This window comes from Yersinia hibernica (genome assembly GCF_004124235.1).
In the GTDB taxonomy this organism is placed as follows: domain Bacteria; phylum Pseudomonadota; class Gammaproteobacteria; order Enterobacterales; family Enterobacteriaceae; genus Yersinia; species Yersinia hibernica.
Genome location: NZ_CP032487.1, coordinates 99512 through 118998, shown reverse-complemented (window position 1 = coordinate 118998; position 19487 = coordinate 99512). Strand labels below are relative to the sequence as shown.

The following is a 19487-nucleotide window of genomic DNA, read 5'->3' as shown; positions in this document are numbered from 1 at the left end:
CGCTAAAATTGTAGAGGCTTTAGTTATCCTTATGATGTCAGTCAGGTTTCAATAGTGCTTTGTTTAACCGCAAAGATGGCATAGCAAGGTAATAGCTATCAATAAATAGCAAAAAAGGTTATTTCAGTGACTTTAGTCTAGTAAAATTGACATTTATTTAGTGAGAACAGCGAAGATCGGGCATAATTGGCTGGTTTTCAGAACTTTGTATTTTTCCGACAAATTTAAGGTGTCCCATGGCTGAGTGGAACGGCGAGTATGTCAGCCCTTACGCTGAACACGGTAAGAAAAGCGAACAGGTCAAAAAAATTACGGTATCCATTCCGCTGAAGGTGTTAAAAATCCTCACCGATGAACGGACCCGCCGTCAGGTGAACAACCTGCGCCACGCTACCAACAGTGAATTGTTGTGTGAGGCTTTTCTACATGCATTTACCGGTCAGCCGCTGCCGAATGACGAAGACTTGCGTAAAGAGCGCAGTGATGAAATCCCGGAAGCCGCGAAGATTTTAATGCGTGAGTTGGGTGTTGACCCCGATACCTGGGAATATTGATTGCCAGTAGCCGTTTAGTTTGTGGTTTAGCATGATCTGAACTGTAGAAATGAAAAAAGGCGCCTAAGGCGCCTTTTTCGTCTGACGGGCAATAATTACTTCTTAGCACCCGGCACGCTGAAACGCTTGTTGAAGCGGTCAACACGGCCACCGGTCGCAACATCACGCTGCTTGCCAGTGTAGAACGGGTGGCATTCGCCGCACACGTCCAGATTCAGATCATGACCAACAGTTGAGTTGATCTTGATAACGTTACCGCAAGAGCAAGAAGCAGTAACCAATTCGTATTTAGGGTGGATACCTTGTTTCATGGAAAACCTCTATATTTAGGCCGTGTCGCTATCCAGCCCTGTACCGCCAGACACCACACGATTGATAAATAACAATTTGATTGTTAACCAACAACCGCTGACAAAGTGAGCAATGGCTGTTAACAGGATTTGATATCGAATTATATCAAAGGCGGCGAATAATACAGAATTTGACCAAGCTGCGCAATCGAATCCGCACATTGTGCAGCACGCGGTGTAAACTGTTCAATCTTTTTATGCAGGATGAAAACACATGTCCGTCGTTCAAGTGGCTTTACCCGTTCCTCTGACCCGAACCTTTGATTACCGGCTAGACAGCACCATGGTCTGCCCGGTAGTGGGTGCTCGCGTTAGTGTGCCATTCGGTAAACGCAAAGCCATTGGGATTGTGGTAAGTATCAGTGATACCAGTGCTTTCCCTATTGAACAACTCAAAACCATTGATGCCGTTTTGGACAGTGAGAGCTTATTTCCACCCAGCCTGTGGCGTATTCTATGTTGGGCTACCGAGTATTATCACTATCCCATCGGAGAAGTGCTATTTCATGCTTTGCCCATCTTATTGCGACAAGGCAAACCCGCACAATCCGCCCCTTTGTGGCAGTGGTTCGCCACAGAACAGGGCCGCGCCACACCGCCAGAAAGTTTAAAACGCGCGCCCAAACAGCAACAAGCCCTTGCCGCATTATTACAAAAGCCGATTTATCGCCATCAAGTCAATGAAATGGCATTAACGGAAAGCGCGTTGCAAGCATTGCGCAGCAAAGGATTAATTGACCTGCGAGCACAAAAAGTGGCCGCCACCGACTGGCGGCATGGCTTTTCCGTGCTGGGCGAACGCCTGCGGCTCAACACCGAGCAAGCCACTGCCGTCGGGGCGATCCGCAGTGAAGATACCCAGTTCGCCGTCTGGTTGCTGGCGGGGGTAACCGGCTCGGGTAAAACCGAAGTTTATCTCAGTGTGCTGGAAAACATTCTGGCGCAAGGCCGTCAGGCGCTAGTTTTGGTGCCTGAAATTGGCCTCACCCCGCAAACTATTGCCCGTTTTCGTGAGCGCTTCAATGCACCGGTTGAAGTGCTCCATTCCGGTTTGAATGATAGCGAGCGCTTGGCGGTCTGGCTGAGGGCGCGCAACGGCGAAGCTGCCATTGTGATTGGGACTCGCTCCGCCCTGTTTACACCATTCTCCCGGCTGGGAGTCATCATTATTGATGAAGAGCACGATAGCTCTTATAAGCAACAGGAAGGCTGGCGTTACCATGCTCGGGATTTAGCCGTGTTCCGTGCCCGTGAAGAAAATATTCCTATCGTCATGGGCACGGCCACGCCCGCGCTGGAAACATTGCATAATGTGCAACTGGGCAAATATCGCCAGTTAACACTGTCGAAGCGGGCCGGTAATGCCAAGCCGGCAGTGCAGCACTTGCTGGATCTTAAAGGATTGCCATTAAAAGTGGGCCTTTCTCAGCCGCTGCTAAAACGCATGAAAACTCATTTGCAGGCGGGTAATCAGGTCATTTTATTCCTTAACCGCCGAGGTTATGCGCCCGCACTGCTGTGCCATGAATGTGGTTGGATTGCTGAATGCCAGCGCTGTGACCACTATTACACGCTCCATCAGAATCACCGCCAATTGCGTTGCCACCACTGCGACAGCCAGCGCCCAGTCCCACAACAGTGCCCGAAATGTGGCTCGACGCATCTGGTTTCCGTGGGGGTCGGGACTGAACAGTTAGAAAATGAACTTGCCCCGCTGTTCCCAGACACCCCGATAACCCGCATTGACCGCGATACCACCAGCCGTAAAGGTTCATTGGAACAGCATTTGGCGCAAGTGCATCAGGGCGGCGCGCGGATATTAATTGGCACCCAGATGCTGGCAAAAGGCCATCACTTCCCCGATGTTACTCTGGTGGCATTACTGGATGTCGACGGCGCGCTATTTTCGGCGGACTTCCGCTCAGCGGAGCGTTTTGCACAACTTTATACCCAGGTATCTGGCCGGGCGGGCCGGGCGGGTAAGCAAGGTGAAGTTATTTTACAGACTCACCACCCCGAGCATCCGTTGCTGCAAATTTTACTACAACAGGGCTACGATGCCTTTGCCAAACAAGCACTTGCCGAACGTAAAAGCGTATTTTTGCCGCCTTATACCAGCCATATTATCGTGCGCAGTGAAGACCATGATAATCAGCAGTCGGCGCTGTTCTTGCAACAATTACGTAATTTGCTGGAGGCTAGCCCGCTGAAAGACGATGCATTATGGATTATGGGGCCGGTTCCGGCATTGCAAGCTAAACGCAGTGGGCGTTTTCGTTGGCAACTATTGTTACAGCACCCTTCTCGGCAATTACTACAGCGGCTGATGAAAACTTCTCAGCCACTTATCAATACATTGCCGCAGGCGCGAAAAGTGAAGTGGACTTTGGATGTCGATCCCATCGACAGCTAAATACCCAGCTGACTTGCAGTCGTCACTGCGGTTATTGACGTAATTTATTGTTTGATTTGCCACTCAAAGCAATCGTTTACCCTGCTTTGTGCGAGCCAGTTCGAAAAAACCTACTTCCGTCACACTTTTACTGCAAATTAGGTAACAAATTGCCCCCACTATCTGTATAGAATGACGGAAAGTCTGTATTTAACCGAAACCACACTGCCCTGAAAGGATATGAGCGCGCTGACCGGAAATACCGGTTTACGTGTGGCAACCCGTTAATATTCTGAGCCACAGGCCACGGGATATCTCAAGCATGAGTGCTGGCTCGGAGCCAGAGCAAGGAGAAAGGCGTTGGAACATAAGAAAGAATTCACGATGGCCACCATGAAAGACGTTGCCGAAATGGCGGGTGTTTCAACTGCAACGGTATCGCGCGCATTGATGAACCCGGAAAAGGTGTCAACCGTGACTCGGCAAAAAGTGGAGCAAGCTGTTCTGGCTGTCGGTTACTCTCCCCATGCTTTATCTCGCAATATTAAACGTAACGAGTCGCGCACTATTTTGGTTATTGTGCCTGATATCAGCGACCCGTTTTTTGCTGACATCATCCAGGGCATTGAACATGCCGCAGCCGAGCAAGATTATCTAATATTGATTGGTGATTGCGCCCAACAAACCCAGCAGGAGCGCACTTTCCTTAACCTGATCATCACCAAGCAAATTGATGGCATGTTGCTGCTAGGTTCTAATCTTCCTTTTGATGCCAGTAAAGAAGAACAACGCAATTTGCCGCCGATGGTGATGGCAAATGAGTTTGCTCCGGAACTGGAGCTGCCGACCGTGCATATCGACAATCTGACCGCCGCCTATGAGGCCGTTAATTATCTGCATGAGTTAGGCCACAAACGCATTGCCTGTGTTGCCGGGCCGGAGAATTTTCCGCTGTGCCAATATCGGCTACAGGGTTATGTTCAGGCGCTGCGCCGTAATGGTATCGCGGTTGACAGTGACTATATTATCCGCGGCGATTTTAGCTATGAGGCTGGCGCCGAAACCTTTGCGACACTGATGGAGTTGCCTCATCCGCCAACCGCAATATTTTGTCACAATGATGTGATGGCGATAGGGGCGATGTGGCAAGCCAAGAAAATGGGGCTCCGCGTCCCGCAGGATGTCTCGGTCGTCGGCTTTGACGACCTGAAATTGTCACAGTATTGTGATCCACCCTTGACCACTGTAGCGCAACCACGTTATCAAATTGGTCAGCAAGCCATGTTACTATTACTTGAGCAGCTACAAGGGCATTCAGTACAAAGTGGCTCCCGCTTGTTAGACACCGAATTAATTGTCAGGGAAAGTACTGCTGCGCCTAAACGCTAGGCAAATATCCAGGGGTTCAGTAACATGACGGACTTATTCCATCATCACGACGCAGCGAAACGATAGTGGCACAAAGAGATTATGTAAGCCGAGGGCGCTCAGGAGCGCGGCGCAAAAGCACTAGCCGAAAAAAACGCAGTGCTCCAGCAGTATCCAAAACCGTGATGGCACTGGCCGTGGCGCTATTAGTGGTATTTGTTGGCGGACTGTATTTTATCACCCACAATAAACCGGGTGAGCTTCCGTTACTGCCCAGTCATGACCCGCGCACTGGCAATGGGCTACCGCCGAAACCGGAAGAACGCTGGCGTTATATTAAAGAGCTGGAAAATCGTCAGATTGGCGTACCAACACCAACAGAGCCGTCTGCTGGTGGCGAAGTCAATTCCCAGACACAGCTAACCAATGAGCAACGCCAACTGCTTGAGCAGATGCAGGCTGATATGCGCCAGCAACCGACGCAGCTTTCAGAGGTGCCTTATAACCAAGGTATGCAGGTGCCACGCTCTGCTGTGACCATCAAACCTCCGGTCACCAATATGCAGCAGCAGCCATTAACACCGCCGCGTCAGACGGCCGCGCCGGTACAGCAGCAGACACCAGTGCAGCCGCAAGTCACGACACCGCCACGGCCCCAACAACCGGTGGCTCCGGTAACCCAGGCCGCTACACCGCCGAAACCGGAGAAAGAGAAAGAAAAAGCACAACGCTGGATGGTGCAATGTGGTTCATTCAAAGCCGTGGATCAGGCCGAATCTATTCGCGCGCAATTGGCATTTGAGGGCATCGAAAGCCGAGTTACTGCCGGCGGTGGTTGGAATCGCGTGGTACTTGGCCCATACAGCACCAAGGCAGCTGCAGATAAAGCCTTACAGCGTTTGAAAGGCGCTGGTCAATCAGGATGTATTCCTCTCGCTGCTGGGGGTTGAAAAGTCATAATCCTCCCCCATTTACAATCTCAATATACCTCATACTGTTTTTCTGAAAGACAGTATGGGGACTCATTCAGTCTGCAACGAGGGTCCGCTCGTGACAACAATTGTAAGTGTACGCCGTGATGGTCATGTAGTTATTGGTGGTGATGGTCAGGTCACTCTGGGCAATACCGTAATGAAGGGCAATGCTAAAAAAGTACGCCGTCTTTATAACAATAAAGTCATTGCTGGTTTTGCTGGCGGTACCGCTGATGCTTTTACTCTGTTTGAGCTATTTGAGCGCAAATTGGAGATGCACCAAGGCCACCTGACTAAAGCGGCGGTTGAGTTAGCCAAAGATTGGCGCACCGACCGTATGCTACGCAAACTTGAGGCGCTGCTGGCAGTCGCGGATGAAACCGCATCACTCATTATCACCGGTAATGGTGATGTGGTTCAGCCTGAAGATGACCTGATTGCTATCGGTTCGGGCGGGCCTTATGCCCAGTCTGCCGCGCGCGCCTTGCTAGAAAATACCGAATTAGGTGCACGGGATATCGTTGAGAAATCTCTGAGTATTGCGGGGGATATTTGTATCTATACCAACCGCTTCCAAACTATTGAAGAATTAACGTACTAAGCGTAAGGATAGAATAACATGTCTGAAATGACTCCACGCGAAATCGTCAGCGAGCTTGATAGCTACATCATCGGTCAGGATAAAGCTAAACGCGCAGTGGCTATTGCCCTGCGTAACCGCTGGCGTCGGATGCAGCTTAATGAAGAGCTGCGCTACGAAGTTACCCCTAAAAATATTCTGATGATCGGGCCGACCGGTGTCGGTAAAACTGAAATTGCTCGTCGTCTGGCAAAACTGGCCAATGCACCGTTTATCAAAGTAGAAGCCACCAAATTTACCGAAGTTGGCTATGTGGGTAAGGAAGTAGACTCTATCATCCGCGATCTGACCGATGCGGCGGTAAAAATGGTTCGTCATCAATCCATTGAGAAAATGCGCTACCGGGCGGAAGAATTGGCCGAAGAGCGTATTCTGGATGTGCTTATCCCGCCGGCCAAAAATAACTGGGGCCAGCCAGATGAAACCCAAGAGCCATCCCCGACGCGTCAGGCTTTTCGCAAGAAACTGCGTGAGGGCCAATTGGATGACAAAGAAATTGAAATCGATCTGGCTGCCGCGCCAGTAGGCGTCGAAATTATGGCACCTCCGGGCATGGAAGAGATGACTAACCAGTTGCAGTCCATGTTCCAGAATATTGCTGGACAGAAACAAAAACCGCGTAAAATCAAAATCAAAGATGCATTCAAACTGCTGATTGAGGAAGAAGGCGCGAAACTGGTTAATCCTGAAGAGCTAAAACAACAGGCGATTGATGCGGTTGAGCAACACGGGATAGTGTTCATCGATGAAATCGACAAAATCTGTAAACGCGGCCAGACTTCAGGCCCGGATGTGTCCCGCGAGGGGGTACAGCGTGACTTGCTACCGTTGGTCGAAGGTTGCACCGTATCGACCAAACACGGCATGGTCAAAACTGACCATATCCTGTTTATTGCCTCCGGGGCATTCCAGGTCTCTAGCCCGTCAGACCTTATTCCGGAACTGCAAGGTCGCTTGCCAATTCGGGTAGAATTGCAGGCACTGACCACCGATGATTTCGAGCGCATCCTGACCGAGCCGAGCGCCTCACTGACTGAGCAATACAAAGCATTGATGGCAACCGAGGGCGTGACAGTTGAGTTTACCCGTGAGGGTATTCGCAAAATTGCGGAAGCGGCGTGGCAAGTTAACGAGCGCACCGAGAATATCGGCGCCCGCCGTTTGCATACCGTGTTGGAACGGCTGATGGAAGATATCTCTTATGACGCCAGCGAGAGTAATGGCCAATCCATTACTATTGATGCGGCGTATGTTGGTAAGCATCTGGATGAGCTGGTCGCTGATGAAGATTTGAGTCGTTTTATCCTATAATTCGCTTTATAAGCCTATGCTGGATAAAATGGTTCGCCAAAATAATATTGAGTGGGAGGCATCGCCTCCCACTGTTATTTTTATCGTATGATTTTTGTTACTCGCCGATAATCGGCGAACCAGACTCCTATAAAATGAAGCAGAAAATGAGCCTATCAACCAACACCAGCCAGACCCAGGCTTGGCTGGAAAGCCTACGGCCAAGAACACTGCCACTGGCCTTTGCCTCTATCGTTACCGGTTCAGCCCTCGCTGTCTGGCTCGGTAGCTTTAAACCCGCCGTCGCTTTGCTCGCCTTGTTGACCGCGGGTCTGCTGCAAATTTTGTCCAATCTCGCCAATGATTATGGCGATGCCATTAAGGGCAGTGATACCGAAGAGCGTATCGGGCCATTGAGGGGCATGCAAAAAGGGATGATTACCCGCCACCAAATGAAAATTGCGCTGATAATAACTGTCAGCCTGACGGTTATTTCGGGTATCGCCCTCATTGCCGTCGCCTGTGAGAAACCCAGCGATATTTTAGGTTTTTTACTGCTCGGGTTGATGGCGATTGTGGCCGCCATTACCTATACCGTCGGCAGTAAACCCTATGGTTATATGGGGTTAGGTGATATTTCAGTCTTAGTTTTCTTCGGCTGGCTGAGTGTCGCCGGGACTTATTATCTCCAAGCCGGGCACTTTGACAGTATCGTCATGCTACCCGCGACCGCCTGTGGTTTGCTGGCAACTGCGGTGTTAAATATTAATAATTTGCGCGATATCGAAAATGACAAAGCCAATGGCAAAAACACATTCGCAGTGCGTTTAGGCCCGGTCGTCGCCCGCTATTACCATGCTCTGTTGATTGCCGCCGCTATCTGCTGCCTGGCCTTATTTAGCCTGCTGAATCTGCATAGCTGGGCGGGTTGGATTTTTCTTCTCGCTGTTCCTTTGCTGGTCAAGCACGCCTTATTTGTACTGCGTGAGCCGACCGCAGCGGGTATGCGCCCGATGCTCGAGCATATGGTCAAAGCCGCGCTACTGACCAATATCCTGTTCGCGATTGGCCTGGTGCTCAGTTAATTCTGCCTTTTGTCTCTCCGGGCCATCGCCGATAGAACCGGCCCGGAGAAATTTAACAATTGATGATTTTGCCAACAGTAGCCAGAAAGGGATATACTTAACATCCCAGCCGCAACCAGACGTTAATCCTATGAAATATGATACTTCCGATCTCTGTGATATCTATCATGAAGAGGTAAATGTGGTAGAACCACTGTTCTCCAATTTTGGCGGACGTACTTCATTTGGTGGCAAGATAACCACTGTAAAATGTTTCGAAGATAACGGCTTGTTGTTTGACCTGCTTGAAGAAAATGGTCTTGGCCGTGTTTTAGTTGTCGATGGCGGTGGTTCAGTGCGCCGCGCATTAGTCAATGCGGAATTAGCTGATTTGGCATTGAAAAACGAGTGGGAAGGCATTGTGGTATATGGTGCTGTCCGTCAGGTTGATGAGCTAGCCGAATTGGATATTGGTATCCAGGCGATGGCCGCCATCCCGGTCGGTGCCGCAGATGAAGGTATTGGTGAGAGTGATATCCGCGTTAATTTTGGCGGGGTGACATTCTTCTCCGGTGACCACTTGTACGCAGACAACACCGGGATCATCTTGTCAGAAGAACCCTTGGATATTGAGTAATATTCCACTGATTGCATAAGAAAGGGCGATGTTGATATCGCCCTTTTGCTTTTTGACCCACAGTCACTATTACTTGACGTCACTATGTGACAAATTTCTTTCAATAACAGAATGTTATTCTACAGCCAAAATCATTGAAGTGGCAGTTAACAACCCTGCGGCTTCAAGTATGAAGGGCATAAGAAATCAGACTTCTTCCATCTTTCCCAACAGTGCCCGCAGACGATCCTGCCAAACATGCTGTTCTTGTTTCAGTTGCTCATTTTCGCGCACTAGCGCTTCACGACCACCAGCCGCCTCCTGAACTTCTTGGGACAGGGTGTTATTTTTCTCTTTCAGCTCTTCAATTTCCATCTGTAACAGAGTGATGGTATCAATCGCCTGCTGAACTTTAACTTCCAATTTCTCAAATACTTCAAATGACATTCTTCGGTCCCCTTATGGTAGCAAGGCGTACATCTCTTGGTCGCAGTCATCATTCTTAACTTCAGTGGCTGCATTCACTAAAGCAGCCCCCGACAAATGAAACTGCGGTGAATACTGATTTATCGCGCTATATGCCCGAGCGCACACGCAGTTTGATAAAAACGATGGTCGAGTAAAGCAATGACCCTGTAGGGCGATTGTATGTAGCCAGTCCCCCCCTGTCTAGCGCCATACCGGTACAAACCACACTCTGTAGCAATTTCATGTCAGGAACCATCAGCAAAAACTGAAAAACCTCTATGACCCATAATGTAAAGTTATACACCCGCTTAACAACTGAGGACGAAAGCACTGGTCTGATCACACTTTTAAAGTCCCTTAACAGCCGCGAACAACGCGAAATCGCTCATTTTTATGACGAACCACACACATTTTGATTTCGCTATTTCTCGTTTGTGCTCGTTAACGATAAATTTACATCACTCCCTTTGCGTTTGAAGGGCAAAAATAAGAAATACCCTATAAATCTCTGTCTCTAGGACATCTACTATGAGCCAAACCGCTAGTTCGACCTTGAAGGGCCAATGTATCGCGGAATTTCTCGGTACCGCTCTACTCATCTTTTTTGGTGTGGGCTGTGTCGCTGCATTAAAATTGGCAGGGGCCAGTTTTGGGCAGTGGGAAATTAGTATCATTTGGGGCTTGGGCGTTGCCATGGCCATTTATCTCACGGCAGCAATTTCAGGTGCTCATCTTAACCCGGCAGTCACCATTGCCTTGTGGTTATTTGCCTGTTTCGATCGTCGTAAAGTTGTTCCCTACATTTTGGCGCAAATTGCCGGGGCCTTTTGTGCTGCGGCCTTGGTGTTCGGCCTCTACTACAACCTGTTCGTCGATTTTGAACAAACTCATCAGATAGCACGCGGCAGTGTTGAGAGCCTAAATCTGGCTGGCATTTTCTCTACTTATCCTAATCCTCACATTTCTGTTTTCCAGGCATTCTTGGTTGAAACAGTGATTACCGCTATTTTGATGTGCCTGATTCTGGCGCTGACGGATGATGGTAACGGCATTCCCCGCGGCCCACTGGCCCCGCTCCTGATTGGTATTCTGATTGCCGTTATCGGTGGTTCAATGGGCCCACTGACCGGGTTCGCATTAAACCCAGCACGTGACTTTGGCCCCAAACTCTTTGCTTATTTCGCCGGCTGGGGCGAAGTCGCCTTCACGGGCGGGCGCGACATTCCTTACTTCTTGGTGCCAATATTTGGGCCTATCGTGGGTGCATTAGTGGGCGCATTCGGCTATCGCGCTCTGATTGGCCGCCATTTGCCATGTGATGTGTGTGCTGCTGATGATGAAGAAACCACGGTGACGACCACAGAACGCAAAGCGTAATTGATAGATAATTCAATATGCCCGCTAGATTTCATGGTGCAGCCAATACACCAGCAACGCGCAAGATGGCGGGTATAAACGGCAACTTAAAAGTAGGCTAACTATGACAACTGAAAATACTACTCAAAAGAAATATATTGTCGCGCTTGATCAGGGAACCACCAGCTCCAGAGCAGTGGTGCTGGACCACGATGCCAATATCGTGAGTGTTTCTCAGCGCGAATTCACCCAAATTTACCCGAAAGCAGGTTGGGTTGAGCATGACCCGATGGAAATCTGGGCAACCCAAAGCTCCACACTGGTTGAAGTGCTGGCCAAAGCCGGTATCAGCTCGGATGAAATTGCCGGTATCGGCATTACCAACCAACGTGAAACGACCATTGTTTGGGATAAAGCAACCGGTAAACCCGTGTATAACGCCATTGTCTGGCAATGTCGCCGTACAGCGGAAATCTGCGAAAAACTGAAAAAAGAAGGTTTGGAAGAATACATCCGCTTCAATACTGGGCTGGTGGTCGACCCTTACTTCTCTGGCACCAAGGTAAAATGGATCCTTGATAACGTAGAGGGCGCACGTGAGCGCGCTGAGCGTGGCGAGTTACTGTTTGGTACCGTAGACACTTGGTTGGTGTGGAACATGACACAGGGCCGCGTACACGTAACGGATTACACCAACGCGTCGCGTACCATGATGTTCAATATCCGCACCAAAGAGTGGGATGAGCGCATGCTGAAAGCGCTGAACATTCCGCGCTCTATGCTGCCAGAAGTTCGCCCATCGTCAGAAATTTACGGCCAAACCAACATTGGTGGTAAAGGCGGCACACGTATTCCAATCGCCGGTATCGCCGGTGACCAACAAGCGGCACTGTTCGGCCAGCTTTGTGTGCAACCAGGGATGGCGAAAAATACTTACGGCACTGGCTGCTTCTTGTTAATGAACACCGGCACTGAAGTGGTGCAATCCAAAAATGGCCTCTTAACCACCATCGCCTGTGGCCCACGTGGCGAAGTGAACTACGCGCTGGAAGGTGCCGTGTTTATTGGCGGGGCCTCTATCCAATGGCTGCGCGATGAACTGAAACTGATTAGCGACTCATTCGACTCAGAATATTTCGCGACGAAAGTCAAAGACAGCAATGGCGTGTATGTGGTGCCAGCCTTCACCGGCCTGGGCGCCCCATATTGGGATCCGTATGCCCGTGGCGCTATTTTTGGCCTGACCCGTGGGGTGAATAGCAACCATATTATCCGCGCCACACTGGAGTCCATTGCTTATCAAACTCGTGATGTATTGGATGCCATGCAAGCCGACTCCGGCGAACGCCTGAAAGCACTGCGTGTTGACGGTGGTGCGGTCGCCAACAACTTCCTGATGCAGTTCCAGGCCGATATTCTGGGCACCCGCGTTGAGCGCCCAGCAGTCCGTGAAAGCACCGCGCTGGGTGCTGCATTCCTGGCGGGTCTGGCGACCGGCTTCTGGAATGATCTGGATGAAGTACAGAGCAAAGCCACCATTGAGCGCGAATTCCGTCCAGGGATCGAAACCACCGAACGTGACTTCCGCTATAAGGGCTGGAAGAAAGCGGTGGCCCGTGCCCAAGCTTGGGAAGAGCACGAAGAATAACGGCCTGCTGCTAAAATCAAGTCTGTTTTAAGCTCGCATAACGCGCCATCCCCCCAATGGCGCGTTTTTTATTCGTGTTCGCTCGGCTCATTCTTCAATGTGTTAGAATTCCCGCCCATATCCTATTCTTCCATTGTGTAACCAACAGGTCTAACCATGAAACGTGAATTAGCCATCGAGTTTTCCCGTGTCACTGAAGCTGCTGCACTGGCGGGCTACAAGTGGTTGGGTCGAGGCGATAAAAATGCCGCCGACGGCGCTGCTGTACGGGCGATGCGTATTATGCTCAATCAGGTTAATATTGATGGGCAGATTGTTATCGGGGAGGGTGAAATCGATGAAGCGCCGATGCTGTTTATCGGTGAGCATGTCGGTACCGGCCAAGGCGATGCTGTTGATATCGCGGTTGACCCTATTGAGGGCACCCGCATGACCGCAATGGGCCAGGCCAATGCCCTCGCGGTATTGGCGGTGGGGGATAAAGGCACATTTTTGCATGCCCCAGATATGTATATGGAAAAGCTGGTGGTTGGCCCCGGCGCACAAGGAGCCATCGACCTTAATCTGCCACTGGGACAGAACCTGCGCAATATTGCTATCAAGCTCAATAAACCCTTGACCGATTTAACGGTTATCACCCTCGCCAAACCGCGCCATGACGGGATAATCGCCGAAATGCAGCAACTTGGGGTCAAAGTGTTCGCTATTCCAGATGGTGATGTCGCCGCCTCCATCTTAACTTGCATGCCAGAAAGTGAAGTCGATGTGATGTACTGCATCGGCGGCGCGCCTGAGGGGGTGATTTCAGCGGCGGTGATACGCGCGCTGGACGGCGACATGCAAGGGCGTTTATTGCCACGTCATCAAGTAAAAGGTGATAACGCAGATAACCGCCGCATTGGTGAACAAGAGCTGGTGCGCTGTAAATCAATGGGGATTGAAGCCGGTAAAGTGCTGTTACTGGGGGACATGGCCCGCAATGACAATGTGATTTTCTCCGCCACCGGCATCACTAAAGGTGACCTACTGGAGGGTATTTATCGCAAAGGAAACATGGCGACCACCGAGACCCTGCTGATTCGCGGCAAATCCCGCACTATCCGCCGTATCCGCTCCACTCATTTTCTTGACCGTAAAGACCCGGCGCTGCATGAATTTTTGCTGTAATCCGGCTCATTCATATTATCGCCATTAATTAAAAATGGGCGCTACATTTAAGCCGCGCCCATTTTAGTTCAGTGTTATCAATCGATTAGATGCGGCGCTCTTGCGGTTGCATCCGGTGAGATAATGGCCACCAGCACAATAAAATCAATACCGCCATGGCAAACATCAGCAACCCCAAACTGAATTGCCCGGTCTGTGGCAGCATGGCCGATAACCACGTCGCTAAACCTGACCCAACATTCTGCAAGCCGCCGACCAAAGCCCCTGCCGCCCCCGCCAGATAAGGGAAAGGTTCCATTGCCCCAGTCGTGGCGAGCGGGAACAACATCCCGGCACCAAAGAAGAATAGCGCTGCCGGTATCACTAATGTCCAAATATTCATGATGCCGAACCAGCCGGGTATCCACATCATCAGCCCCGCCAACAGGCAGCTAATCACCGAGTGCCACATCAAATTATGGAAAGTTTTACCCTCACGGCCGGCATACCATGCACCGAAGAATGCCGCTGGAATCGGCAGGATAAATAAAATACTGACCGTCACCCCACTTAGCCCCAGCACTCCGCCCATCAATACCCCAGCACTGGCCTCAAAGACTGCAATCCCGGCTAAGGCCCCAATCAGCATCACTAAGTAACAGCTAAAAGCGCGGTCAGATAGCAGTAAGTGGAAGCTGGCCAGCATGCGCCGTTTTTCAGTTTGCTGCGGGCGAGTCTCCGGTAACCAGCGGAACATACAAAATGCGACCCCACCACATAAAAAGAGCAGGAAAGCATAGCAAGCACGCCAGCCCAACAGACTCGCCAGTACCCCACCGATAACCGGGGCCATCAGCGGGCTGACCAAAATCCCCATATTCAACATACTGTTAGCGTAGCGCAGCGCCGTGCCAGCATATAAATCGCGCGGCATGGTGCGCGCCATCACCCCCGCGACCCCCGTCCCCATGCCCTGCAAAGCACTGGCCGCCACCAGCATTGGCAAACTATCCGCCAGCCAAGCCCCCAATGCCCCCAACATAAAGATCATCATGCCCGCCAGAATCACCGGCCGACGCCCGACCCGGTCAGAGAGCGGGCCGTAAATCAATTGCGAGAAGCCGTAAGTCAACAGATATGCCGCCATCACCCGCTGTACCACACCGGTGCGAACCGATAAATCACGGGCGATTTCCGCAATCACCGGCACATAAATGGTTTGCGCCATTTGACCGACAGCGACTAACAGAATCAACATCACCAGCAGGTGGAAATTTTCTATTTTTCTCATGATCTTAACTAATTGTTAGCTGGACTTCGTGTCACACATCTCTAGCAGTGAAAAACTGGATTTTGCGACACACCTCACTATTGGCGCCTAAGCTAACAAATCCAGATTTTTTAGCGAGCCAGCACGACATATTACAAAATAGCCAACTGGCAGATAAAAACACCATTATCGTAAAGTTAACTGTCCATATTCGCCAAGTGGGCATTTCCCTGTGGCCAAAGCAGGGCATCACATTTAATCGATAATACTTTTAAGCCAGATGCCATAAAATATGGCCATCGTTTTAGGTATGACATCAGATAAGTATATGACGGGAAAAGAATATGGCTGAATGGGTTAGTGGCAAGATTACTCACATCGAACACTGGACGGACGCTCTATTTAGTATTCGGGTCAATGCGCCCGTCGATCCCTTTACCGCCGGTCAATTTGCCAAGCTGGCATTAGATATTAATGGTGAACGGGTGCAGCGGGCTTATTCCTACGTTAATGCCCCCAGTGACGATAACTTGGAGTTTTATCTGGTCACCGTGCCAGAGGGGAAACTCAGCCCACGGCTAGACCAACTGGCCGTCGGCGGCGAAATCATGGTGACCAAGCAAGCGGCGGGTTTCTTTGTCCTGGAAGAAATCCCGGATTGTGACACGCTCTGGATGCTAGCAACCGGCACCGCCATTGGGCCTTATCTGTCTATTTTGCAGGAAGGGCGCGATTTGGAGCGCTTCAAAAATCTGGTGCTGGTTCATGCTGCCCGTTTTGCTCGTGACCTCAGCTATCTGCCACTGATGCAGCAGCTCGAGCAACGTTATAATGGTAAATTGCGGATTCAAACAGTGGTCAGCCGGGAAGAATCCCCAGGATCATTGACCGGCCGAGTCCCGGCGCTGATTGAAAATGGCTCGCTGGAAGCGGCAGTTGGCCTGAAGATTGATGTAGAAGATAGCCATGTCATGCTGTGTGGTAACCCGCAAATGGTGCGTGATACCCAGCAATTGCTGAAAGAACAGCGGGGGATGCGCAAACATTTACGCCGTAAACCGGGGCATATGACCAGCGAACAATACTGGTAAACTCCGCATCTCATATTCAAGGGCGCTACTGCGCCCTTGTGCTTTACACCGGCTCTACTGCGCTTTATCGGCCAGAAACTTCACCGGCACCGCCTCCGGGCCAAAGCGGTTCTCCCCCTCAGTGCCGAGAAATGCGCCGCAGTCAATAAACATCATGACAATAATCAGCGTGGGAATAAACCGCCCTACCCCCCATTGCCAGATAGGCGCTAACATCTGCCAGTTACCGGCCATCAACATCCAGGCGAGCACCACCAGTAATGCCCACCAACCGGCTTTATTGCGGTCATGTAGCCGCTTGACGACCACCGCCGCCGTGGGCCACAGCAAAAAAACAATAGCAAAAGCAGCAGTTTGAGTCGGGAGCCAATGTTGCCCTGCTAAGGTAAAAATAACCAACATCGCCAAGAGCCACAACCCGATCCAGATCCAAAAATCACGCCGCCCGATACGGCCTTTAAACGAGAAACACCACTGCTGTATTGTCATCAATAACCTGATCCATTTAACTGATATAACGTCGTGTTGATATGCACAATAGAGTAACTCAACACCGCAACTAACCTATAATCTTTGCAGTGAATTTTGACAATCACCCCCCATTACCGTTTTAATCCCCTATACACTTCAGACCACGGATAAGTCATGAGAAAAGAAATAACCGCCATGCTGACAATACTGCTGCTCATCGCAACGGTTAGCCGCGCTCATGCCGACCCCGATGCTGGCGGTGATAAGTCAGCAGAAGAAACGCAGCCAACGGCACCTTATCTGCTTTCTGGCGCACCAACCTTCGATTTAACTCTGGTAAAATTCCGTGAGCGCTATAATCACGCCAACCCAACCCTGCCAATCAGTGAGTTTCACGCGATTACAGTCAAGGATGATGCGCCACCCCTGACGCGGGCGGCCAGTAAGATTAATGAAAATCTCTATGCTTCAACCGCATTGGAGAAAGGTACCGGTAAGATAAAAACCATACAAATTACTTATCTACCAATCAAAGGAAATGAAGAGAAAGCGGCTCGACGAGTCGCTGTCACTTATATGGCGGCACTGATGCGCCAGTTTGAACCAACATTGACGGTCGAACAAAGTCTCGACAATGTGCAGCAACTGCTCACTCAGGGTAAAGGTTTGCCTTTCTTTGCCCATCCTGTCGGCGCAATTCGCTATGTTGTGGCAGATAATGGCGAAAAAGGGCTTACCTTCGCTGTTGAACCGATTAAGCTGTCACTATCTGAAGCATAATCTCGCCGCAATTAATGACGAAAAGCAAAGCCATTGCCGCTAATCATCTCTATACTGTTGGACAGGTAAACTGCCTGTCGGGCAGTCATTATTATTGACCCTCGTGTCCCCTTGTTGGAGGAAGAAACATGCGTCATCCATTAGTTATGGGTAACTGGAAACTGAACGGTAGCACTCACATGGTTAACGAACTTATCGCTAACCTGCGCAAAGAACTGAGCACCGTTGAAGGTTGTGGCGTCGCTATTGCCCCACCCGCTATCTACCTGAACCAAGCCAAACATGAATTAGCCGGCAGCCGTATCGCACTGGGCGCACAGAACGTTGATGTGAATCTGTCTGGTGCATTTACTGGTGATACCTCGGCTGAAATGCTGAAAGACATTGGTGCTCAATACATCATCATTGGCCACTCTGAACGCCGTACTTATCACAAAGAAAGTGATGAATTCATCGCGAAGAAATTCGGTGTTCTGAAAGAAGTTGGCCTGATCCCAGTATTGTGCATCGGCGAAACTGAAGCCGAAAACGAAGCAGGCCAAACTGAAGCTGTTTGCGCCAAACAACTGGACGCCGTGCTAAACACTTTGGGTGCAAAAGCATTCGAAGGTGCCGTTATCGCTTATGAGCCAATCTGGGCTATCGGTACCGGTAAATCAGCCACGCCAGCACAGGCTCAAGCGGTTCACAAATTCATCCGTGACCACATTGCCAAGCAAGATGCTGCTGTTGCCGCACAAGTTATCATTCAGTACGGCGGTTCTGTAAATGATAAAAATGCAGCAGAATTGTTCACCCAGCCAGATATTGACGGTGCGCTGGTAGGTGGTGCATCACTGAAAGCAGAGGCTTTCGCGGTTATCGTAAAAGCCGCTGCTGAAGCTAAAAAAGCCTAATTTTTGCTTTTAAGTTTTTGATAAAGCCGGGGCTGTTGCTCCGGTTTTTTTATTATCTGAGTGTCTAAAAATTTTCTCATATAAATCAATTCCGTCCGTTCCTACCAAACCAAAGAATTTACTTATCTGAGCTTTCTGGCGTATCTGACTAGAGAGCCTTATTTGTTCTTCACAATCGGCAATCTCTTCCTCCTTATAAAGATTGAGATCATATTTTATATATGTCCTCTTCTGAGTATCGAGAAAATGGATGAAATTACTGCCTGCAAATTTGATCACATTGCAGGCGTGCCCCTCTGTCATCCATGGCAATATGCGCCATAAAGCTGGACGTTTAATCACCAAAACACCATATAAGGCTTCGTCACGCTGATAGCCTTGTAGCTTAGTCATCAACTCAGTAACCGATGTTTTTTCATAAATAAGCCTATCCATATTTCCTTTAACATCAGCTCCCCTCAGATATGGCAATGCCAGATGTAGCTTATTTTGCTCTAATGTATCGATAACCGCCGTAGCACAAGAAGCACAGTTAGTTTGACCAAAACCATGAATTCCAAATAACGCCAGCAAAGCGGCCAATGGCCTTAGCCATACAGGTGCTTTACCCTCATCATTCACTTTATTTAATAAATAGTCTGATAAGTAATTTTCCAGACTTAACGGGGATCCTCCATTCTTATTAACAGGATAATTTTGCGGTTTTAAAGCGTTGTCAACTGGCCTGTTTATTATTTTAGGTGGTGTATACTCAGTGATAGCTGCTGAATCGCCATCACATCCATCAGGTACATATAGAATTGACGCGTTACTATGCAGTGATTCAGTACTGTCCCACCTCGATAATGCCCCCGATGGCGGACTTGATGAGTCCAAATCTGGGTTATCTATCAATCTCGCACTTGAAACGCCACTAATATTCATAATTTTCTCCGCATAATTTGCCACATTTATTAGACCAAATAACTCAATAGCGCATTTAACACGTGCTGGCGAATTACGCGGTTTTTATCTGTAATAAAGAGAGGAATTATGAAAATAATCAGAGGGTTAAAATGGCGGATAAAACAAAGCGCCCGTAAGCATTAACTTGCGGGCGCTGAGTCTATTATT

19 protein-coding genes are annotated in these 19487 nt (G+C 49.7%); 14 read left to right on the top strand and 5 right to left on the bottom strand.

Features of this window, described 5'->3' with window-relative positions; translation table 11 throughout:
* Window positions 1–236: 236 nt before the first annotated feature.
* Window positions 237–554 (top strand): met regulon transcriptional regulator MetJ, encoded by a 318-nt coding sequence (gene metJ, locus D5F51_RS00575; RefSeq protein WP_004392248.1) that lies wholly within the window; start codon window positions 237–239, stop codon window positions 552–554.
* A 95-nt stretch (window positions 555–649) separates the two neighbouring features.
* Here the strand turns inward: metJ and rpmE are convergent, their stop codons facing one another.
* The gene (gene rpmE / locus D5F51_RS00570; protein ID WP_025379977.1) at window positions 650–865 is read right to left on the bottom strand and encodes a 50S ribosomal protein L31; all 216 of its coding nucleotides are present in this window, start codon (window positions 863–865) and stop codon (window positions 650–652) included.
* A 253-nt stretch (window positions 866–1118) separates the two neighbouring features.
* Between rpmE and priA the strand changes: the two genes are divergently transcribed.
* The 7 genes from priA to rraA all read left to right on the top strand — a co-directional run bounded on the left by priA (window position 1119) and on the right by rraA (window position 9269).
* Window positions 1119–3317 carry a primosomal protein N' gene (gene priA, locus D5F51_RS00565; protein ID WP_129195322.1) on the top strand — a complete coding sequence of 733 codons (2199 nt, stop codon included), beginning with the start codon at window positions 1119–1121 and terminating at the stop codon, window positions 3315–3317.
* A gap of 339 nt (window positions 3318–3656) precedes the next feature.
* Complete coding sequence (gene cytR, locus D5F51_RS00555) at window positions 3657–4685, top strand: DNA-binding transcriptional regulator CytR (RefSeq protein ID WP_025379979.1); 1029 nt, start codon at window positions 3657–3659, stop codon at window positions 4683–4685.
* A gap of 65 nt (window positions 4686–4750) precedes the next feature.
* Window positions 4751–5614: a cell division protein FtsN gene (gene ftsN / locus D5F51_RS00550; protein WP_129195321.1), complete on the top strand. Its 864-nt coding sequence runs from the start codon at window positions 4751–4753 to the stop codon at window positions 5612–5614.
* Between the two features lie 100 nt (window positions 5615–5714).
* Complete coding sequence (hslV, locus tag D5F51_RS00545; RefSeq protein ID WP_002208942.1) at window positions 5715–6239, top strand: ATP-dependent protease subunit HslV; 525 nt, start codon at window positions 5715–5717, stop codon at window positions 6237–6239.
* Window positions 6240–6257: 18 nt separating this feature from the next.
* Complete coding sequence (gene hslU, locus D5F51_RS00540; protein WP_087768381.1) at window positions 6258–7589, top strand: ATP-dependent protease ATPase subunit HslU; 1332 nt, start codon at window positions 6258–6260, stop codon at window positions 7587–7589.
* Between the two features lie 146 nt (window positions 7590–7735).
* Window positions 7736–8653: a 1,4-dihydroxy-2-naphthoate polyprenyltransferase gene (locus D5F51_RS00535; RefSeq protein WP_129195320.1), complete on the top strand. Its 918-nt coding sequence runs from the start codon at window positions 7736–7738 to the stop codon at window positions 8651–8653.
* A 130-nt stretch (window positions 8654–8783) separates the two neighbouring features.
* Window positions 8784–9269: a ribonuclease E activity regulator RraA gene (gene rraA, locus D5F51_RS00530; RefSeq protein WP_025379983.1), complete on the top strand. Its 486-nt coding sequence runs from the start codon at window positions 8784–8786 to the stop codon at window positions 9267–9269.
* 186 nt (window positions 9270–9455) lie between these two features.
* On the opposite strand, the gene zapB is transcribed toward rraA, so the two are convergent.
* Window positions 9456–9695, bottom strand: coding sequence for a septal ring assembly protein ZapB (zapB, locus tag D5F51_RS00525; protein WP_004392238.1), 240 nt, complete (start codon window positions 9693–9695; stop codon window positions 9456–9458).
* A gap of 549 nt (window positions 9696–10244) precedes the next feature.
* Here zapB and D5F51_RS00510 point away from each other — a divergent pair.
* The 3 genes from D5F51_RS00510 (at window position 10245) to glpX (ending at window position 13887) form a co-directional block, all read left to right on the top strand.
* A complete protein-coding gene (locus D5F51_RS00510) occupies window positions 10245–11093 on the top strand; it encodes an MIP/aquaporin family protein (RefSeq protein ID WP_025379984.1) in 849 nt (282 codons plus the stop codon).
* A 103-nt stretch (window positions 11094–11196) separates the two neighbouring features.
* Complete coding sequence (gene glpK / locus D5F51_RS00505) at window positions 11197–12720, top strand: glycerol kinase GlpK (RefSeq protein WP_025379985.1); 1524 nt, start codon at window positions 11197–11199, stop codon at window positions 12718–12720.
* A gap of 156 nt (window positions 12721–12876) precedes the next feature.
* Window positions 12877–13887, top strand: coding sequence for a class II fructose-bisphosphatase (gene glpX, locus D5F51_RS00500; RefSeq protein ID WP_129195319.1), 1011 nt, complete (start codon window positions 12877–12879; stop codon window positions 13885–13887).
* Window positions 13888–13972: 85 nt separating this feature from the next.
* Here the strand turns inward: glpX and emrD are convergent, their stop codons facing one another.
* Window positions 13973–15157, bottom strand: a complete 1185-nt coding sequence (emrD, locus tag D5F51_RS00495; RefSeq protein ID WP_129195318.1) for a multidrug efflux MFS transporter EmrD — start codon at window positions 15155–15157, stop codon at window positions 13973–13975.
* 323 nt (window positions 15158–15480) lie between these two features.
* On the opposite strand from emrD, the gene fpr reads away from it, so the two are divergent.
* Window positions 15481–16227 carry a ferredoxin--NADP(+) reductase gene (gene fpr / locus D5F51_RS00490; RefSeq protein ID WP_025379988.1) on the top strand — a complete coding sequence of 249 codons (747 nt, stop codon included), beginning with the start codon at window positions 15481–15483 and terminating at the stop codon, window positions 16225–16227.
* Between the two features lie 54 nt (window positions 16228–16281).
* Here fpr and D5F51_RS00485 read toward each other — a convergent pair whose 3' ends face one another.
* The gene (locus tag D5F51_RS00485; RefSeq protein WP_087768383.1) at window positions 16282–16716 is read right to left on the bottom strand and encodes a DUF805 domain-containing protein; all 435 of its coding nucleotides are present in this window, start codon (window positions 16714–16716) and stop codon (window positions 16282–16284) included.
* Between the two features lie 156 nt (window positions 16717–16872).
* On the opposite strand from D5F51_RS00485, the gene D5F51_RS00480 reads away from it, so the two are divergent.
* Window positions 16873–17478: a DUF1454 family protein gene (locus tag D5F51_RS00480; RefSeq protein ID WP_162301657.1), complete on the top strand. Its 606-nt coding sequence runs from the start codon at window positions 16873–16875 to the stop codon at window positions 17476–17478.
* 128 nt (window positions 17479–17606) lie between these two features.
* Entirely contained in the window at window positions 17607–18374 is a 768-nt protein-coding gene (gene tpiA / locus D5F51_RS00475; protein ID WP_129195317.1) for a triose-phosphate isomerase, read from the top strand.
* A 9-nt stretch (window positions 18375–18383) separates the two neighbouring features.
* On the opposite strand, the gene D5F51_RS00470 is transcribed toward tpiA, so the two are convergent.
* Window positions 18384–19298 (bottom strand): toxin glutamine deamidase domain-containing protein, encoded by a 915-nt coding sequence (locus tag D5F51_RS00470; RefSeq protein ID WP_129195316.1) that lies wholly within the window; start codon window positions 19296–19298, stop codon window positions 18384–18386.
* Between the last annotated feature and the right edge of the window lie 189 nt (window positions 19299–19487).

Excerpts from the sequence above, each read along its gene's own strand:
- D5F51_RS00485 (WP_087768383.1), bottom strand. The coding sequence starts at position 16,716 with ATGACAATACAGCAGTGGTGTTTCTCGTTTAAAGGCCGTATCGGGCGG.
- glpK (WP_025379985.1), top strand. The coding sequence starts at position 11,197 with ATGACAACTGAAAATACTACTCAAAAGAAATATATTGTCGCGCTTGAT.
- priA (WP_129195322.1), top strand. The coding sequence starts at position 1,119 with ATGTCCGTCGTTCAAGTGGCTTTACCCGTTCCTCTGACCCGAACCTTT.
- tpiA (WP_129195317.1), top strand. The coding sequence starts at position 17,607 with ATGCGTCATCCATTAGTTATGGGTAACTGGAAACTGAACGGTAGCACT.
- rraA (WP_025379983.1), top strand. The coding sequence starts at position 8,784 with ATGAAATATGATACTTCCGATCTCTGTGATATCTATCATGAAGAGGTA.
- zapB (WP_004392238.1), bottom strand. The coding sequence starts at position 9,695 with ATGTCATTTGAAGTATTTGAGAAATTGGAAGTTAAAGTTCAGCAGGCG.
- D5F51_RS00535 (WP_129195320.1), top strand. The coding sequence starts at position 7,736 with ATGAGCCTATCAACCAACACCAGCCAGACCCAGGCTTGGCTGGAAAGC.
- fpr (WP_025379988.1), top strand. The coding sequence starts at position 15,481 with ATGGCTGAATGGGTTAGTGGCAAGATTACTCACATCGAACACTGGACG.
- rpmE (WP_025379977.1), bottom strand. The coding sequence starts at position 865 with ATGAAACAAGGTATCCACCCTAAATACGAATTGGTTACTGCTTCTTGC.
- emrD (WP_129195318.1), bottom strand. The coding sequence starts at position 15,157 with ATGAGAAAAATAGAAAATTTCCACCTGCTGGTGATGTTGATTCTGTTA.
- metJ (WP_004392248.1), top strand. The coding sequence starts at position 237 with ATGGCTGAGTGGAACGGCGAGTATGTCAGCCCTTACGCTGAACACGGT.
- hslU (WP_087768381.1), top strand. The coding sequence starts at position 6,258 with ATGTCTGAAATGACTCCACGCGAAATCGTCAGCGAGCTTGATAGCTAC.
- D5F51_RS00470 (WP_129195316.1), bottom strand. The coding sequence starts at position 19,298 with ATGAATATTAGTGGCGTTTCAAGTGCGAGATTGATAGATAACCCAGAT.
- D5F51_RS00510 (WP_025379984.1), top strand. The coding sequence starts at position 10,245 with ATGAGCCAAACCGCTAGTTCGACCTTGAAGGGCCAATGTATCGCGGAA.
- D5F51_RS00480 (WP_162301657.1), top strand. The coding sequence starts at position 16,873 with ATGAGAAAAGAAATAACCGCCATGCTGACAATACTGCTGCTCATCGCA.
- glpX (WP_129195319.1), top strand. The coding sequence starts at position 12,877 with ATGAAACGTGAATTAGCCATCGAGTTTTCCCGTGTCACTGAAGCTGCT.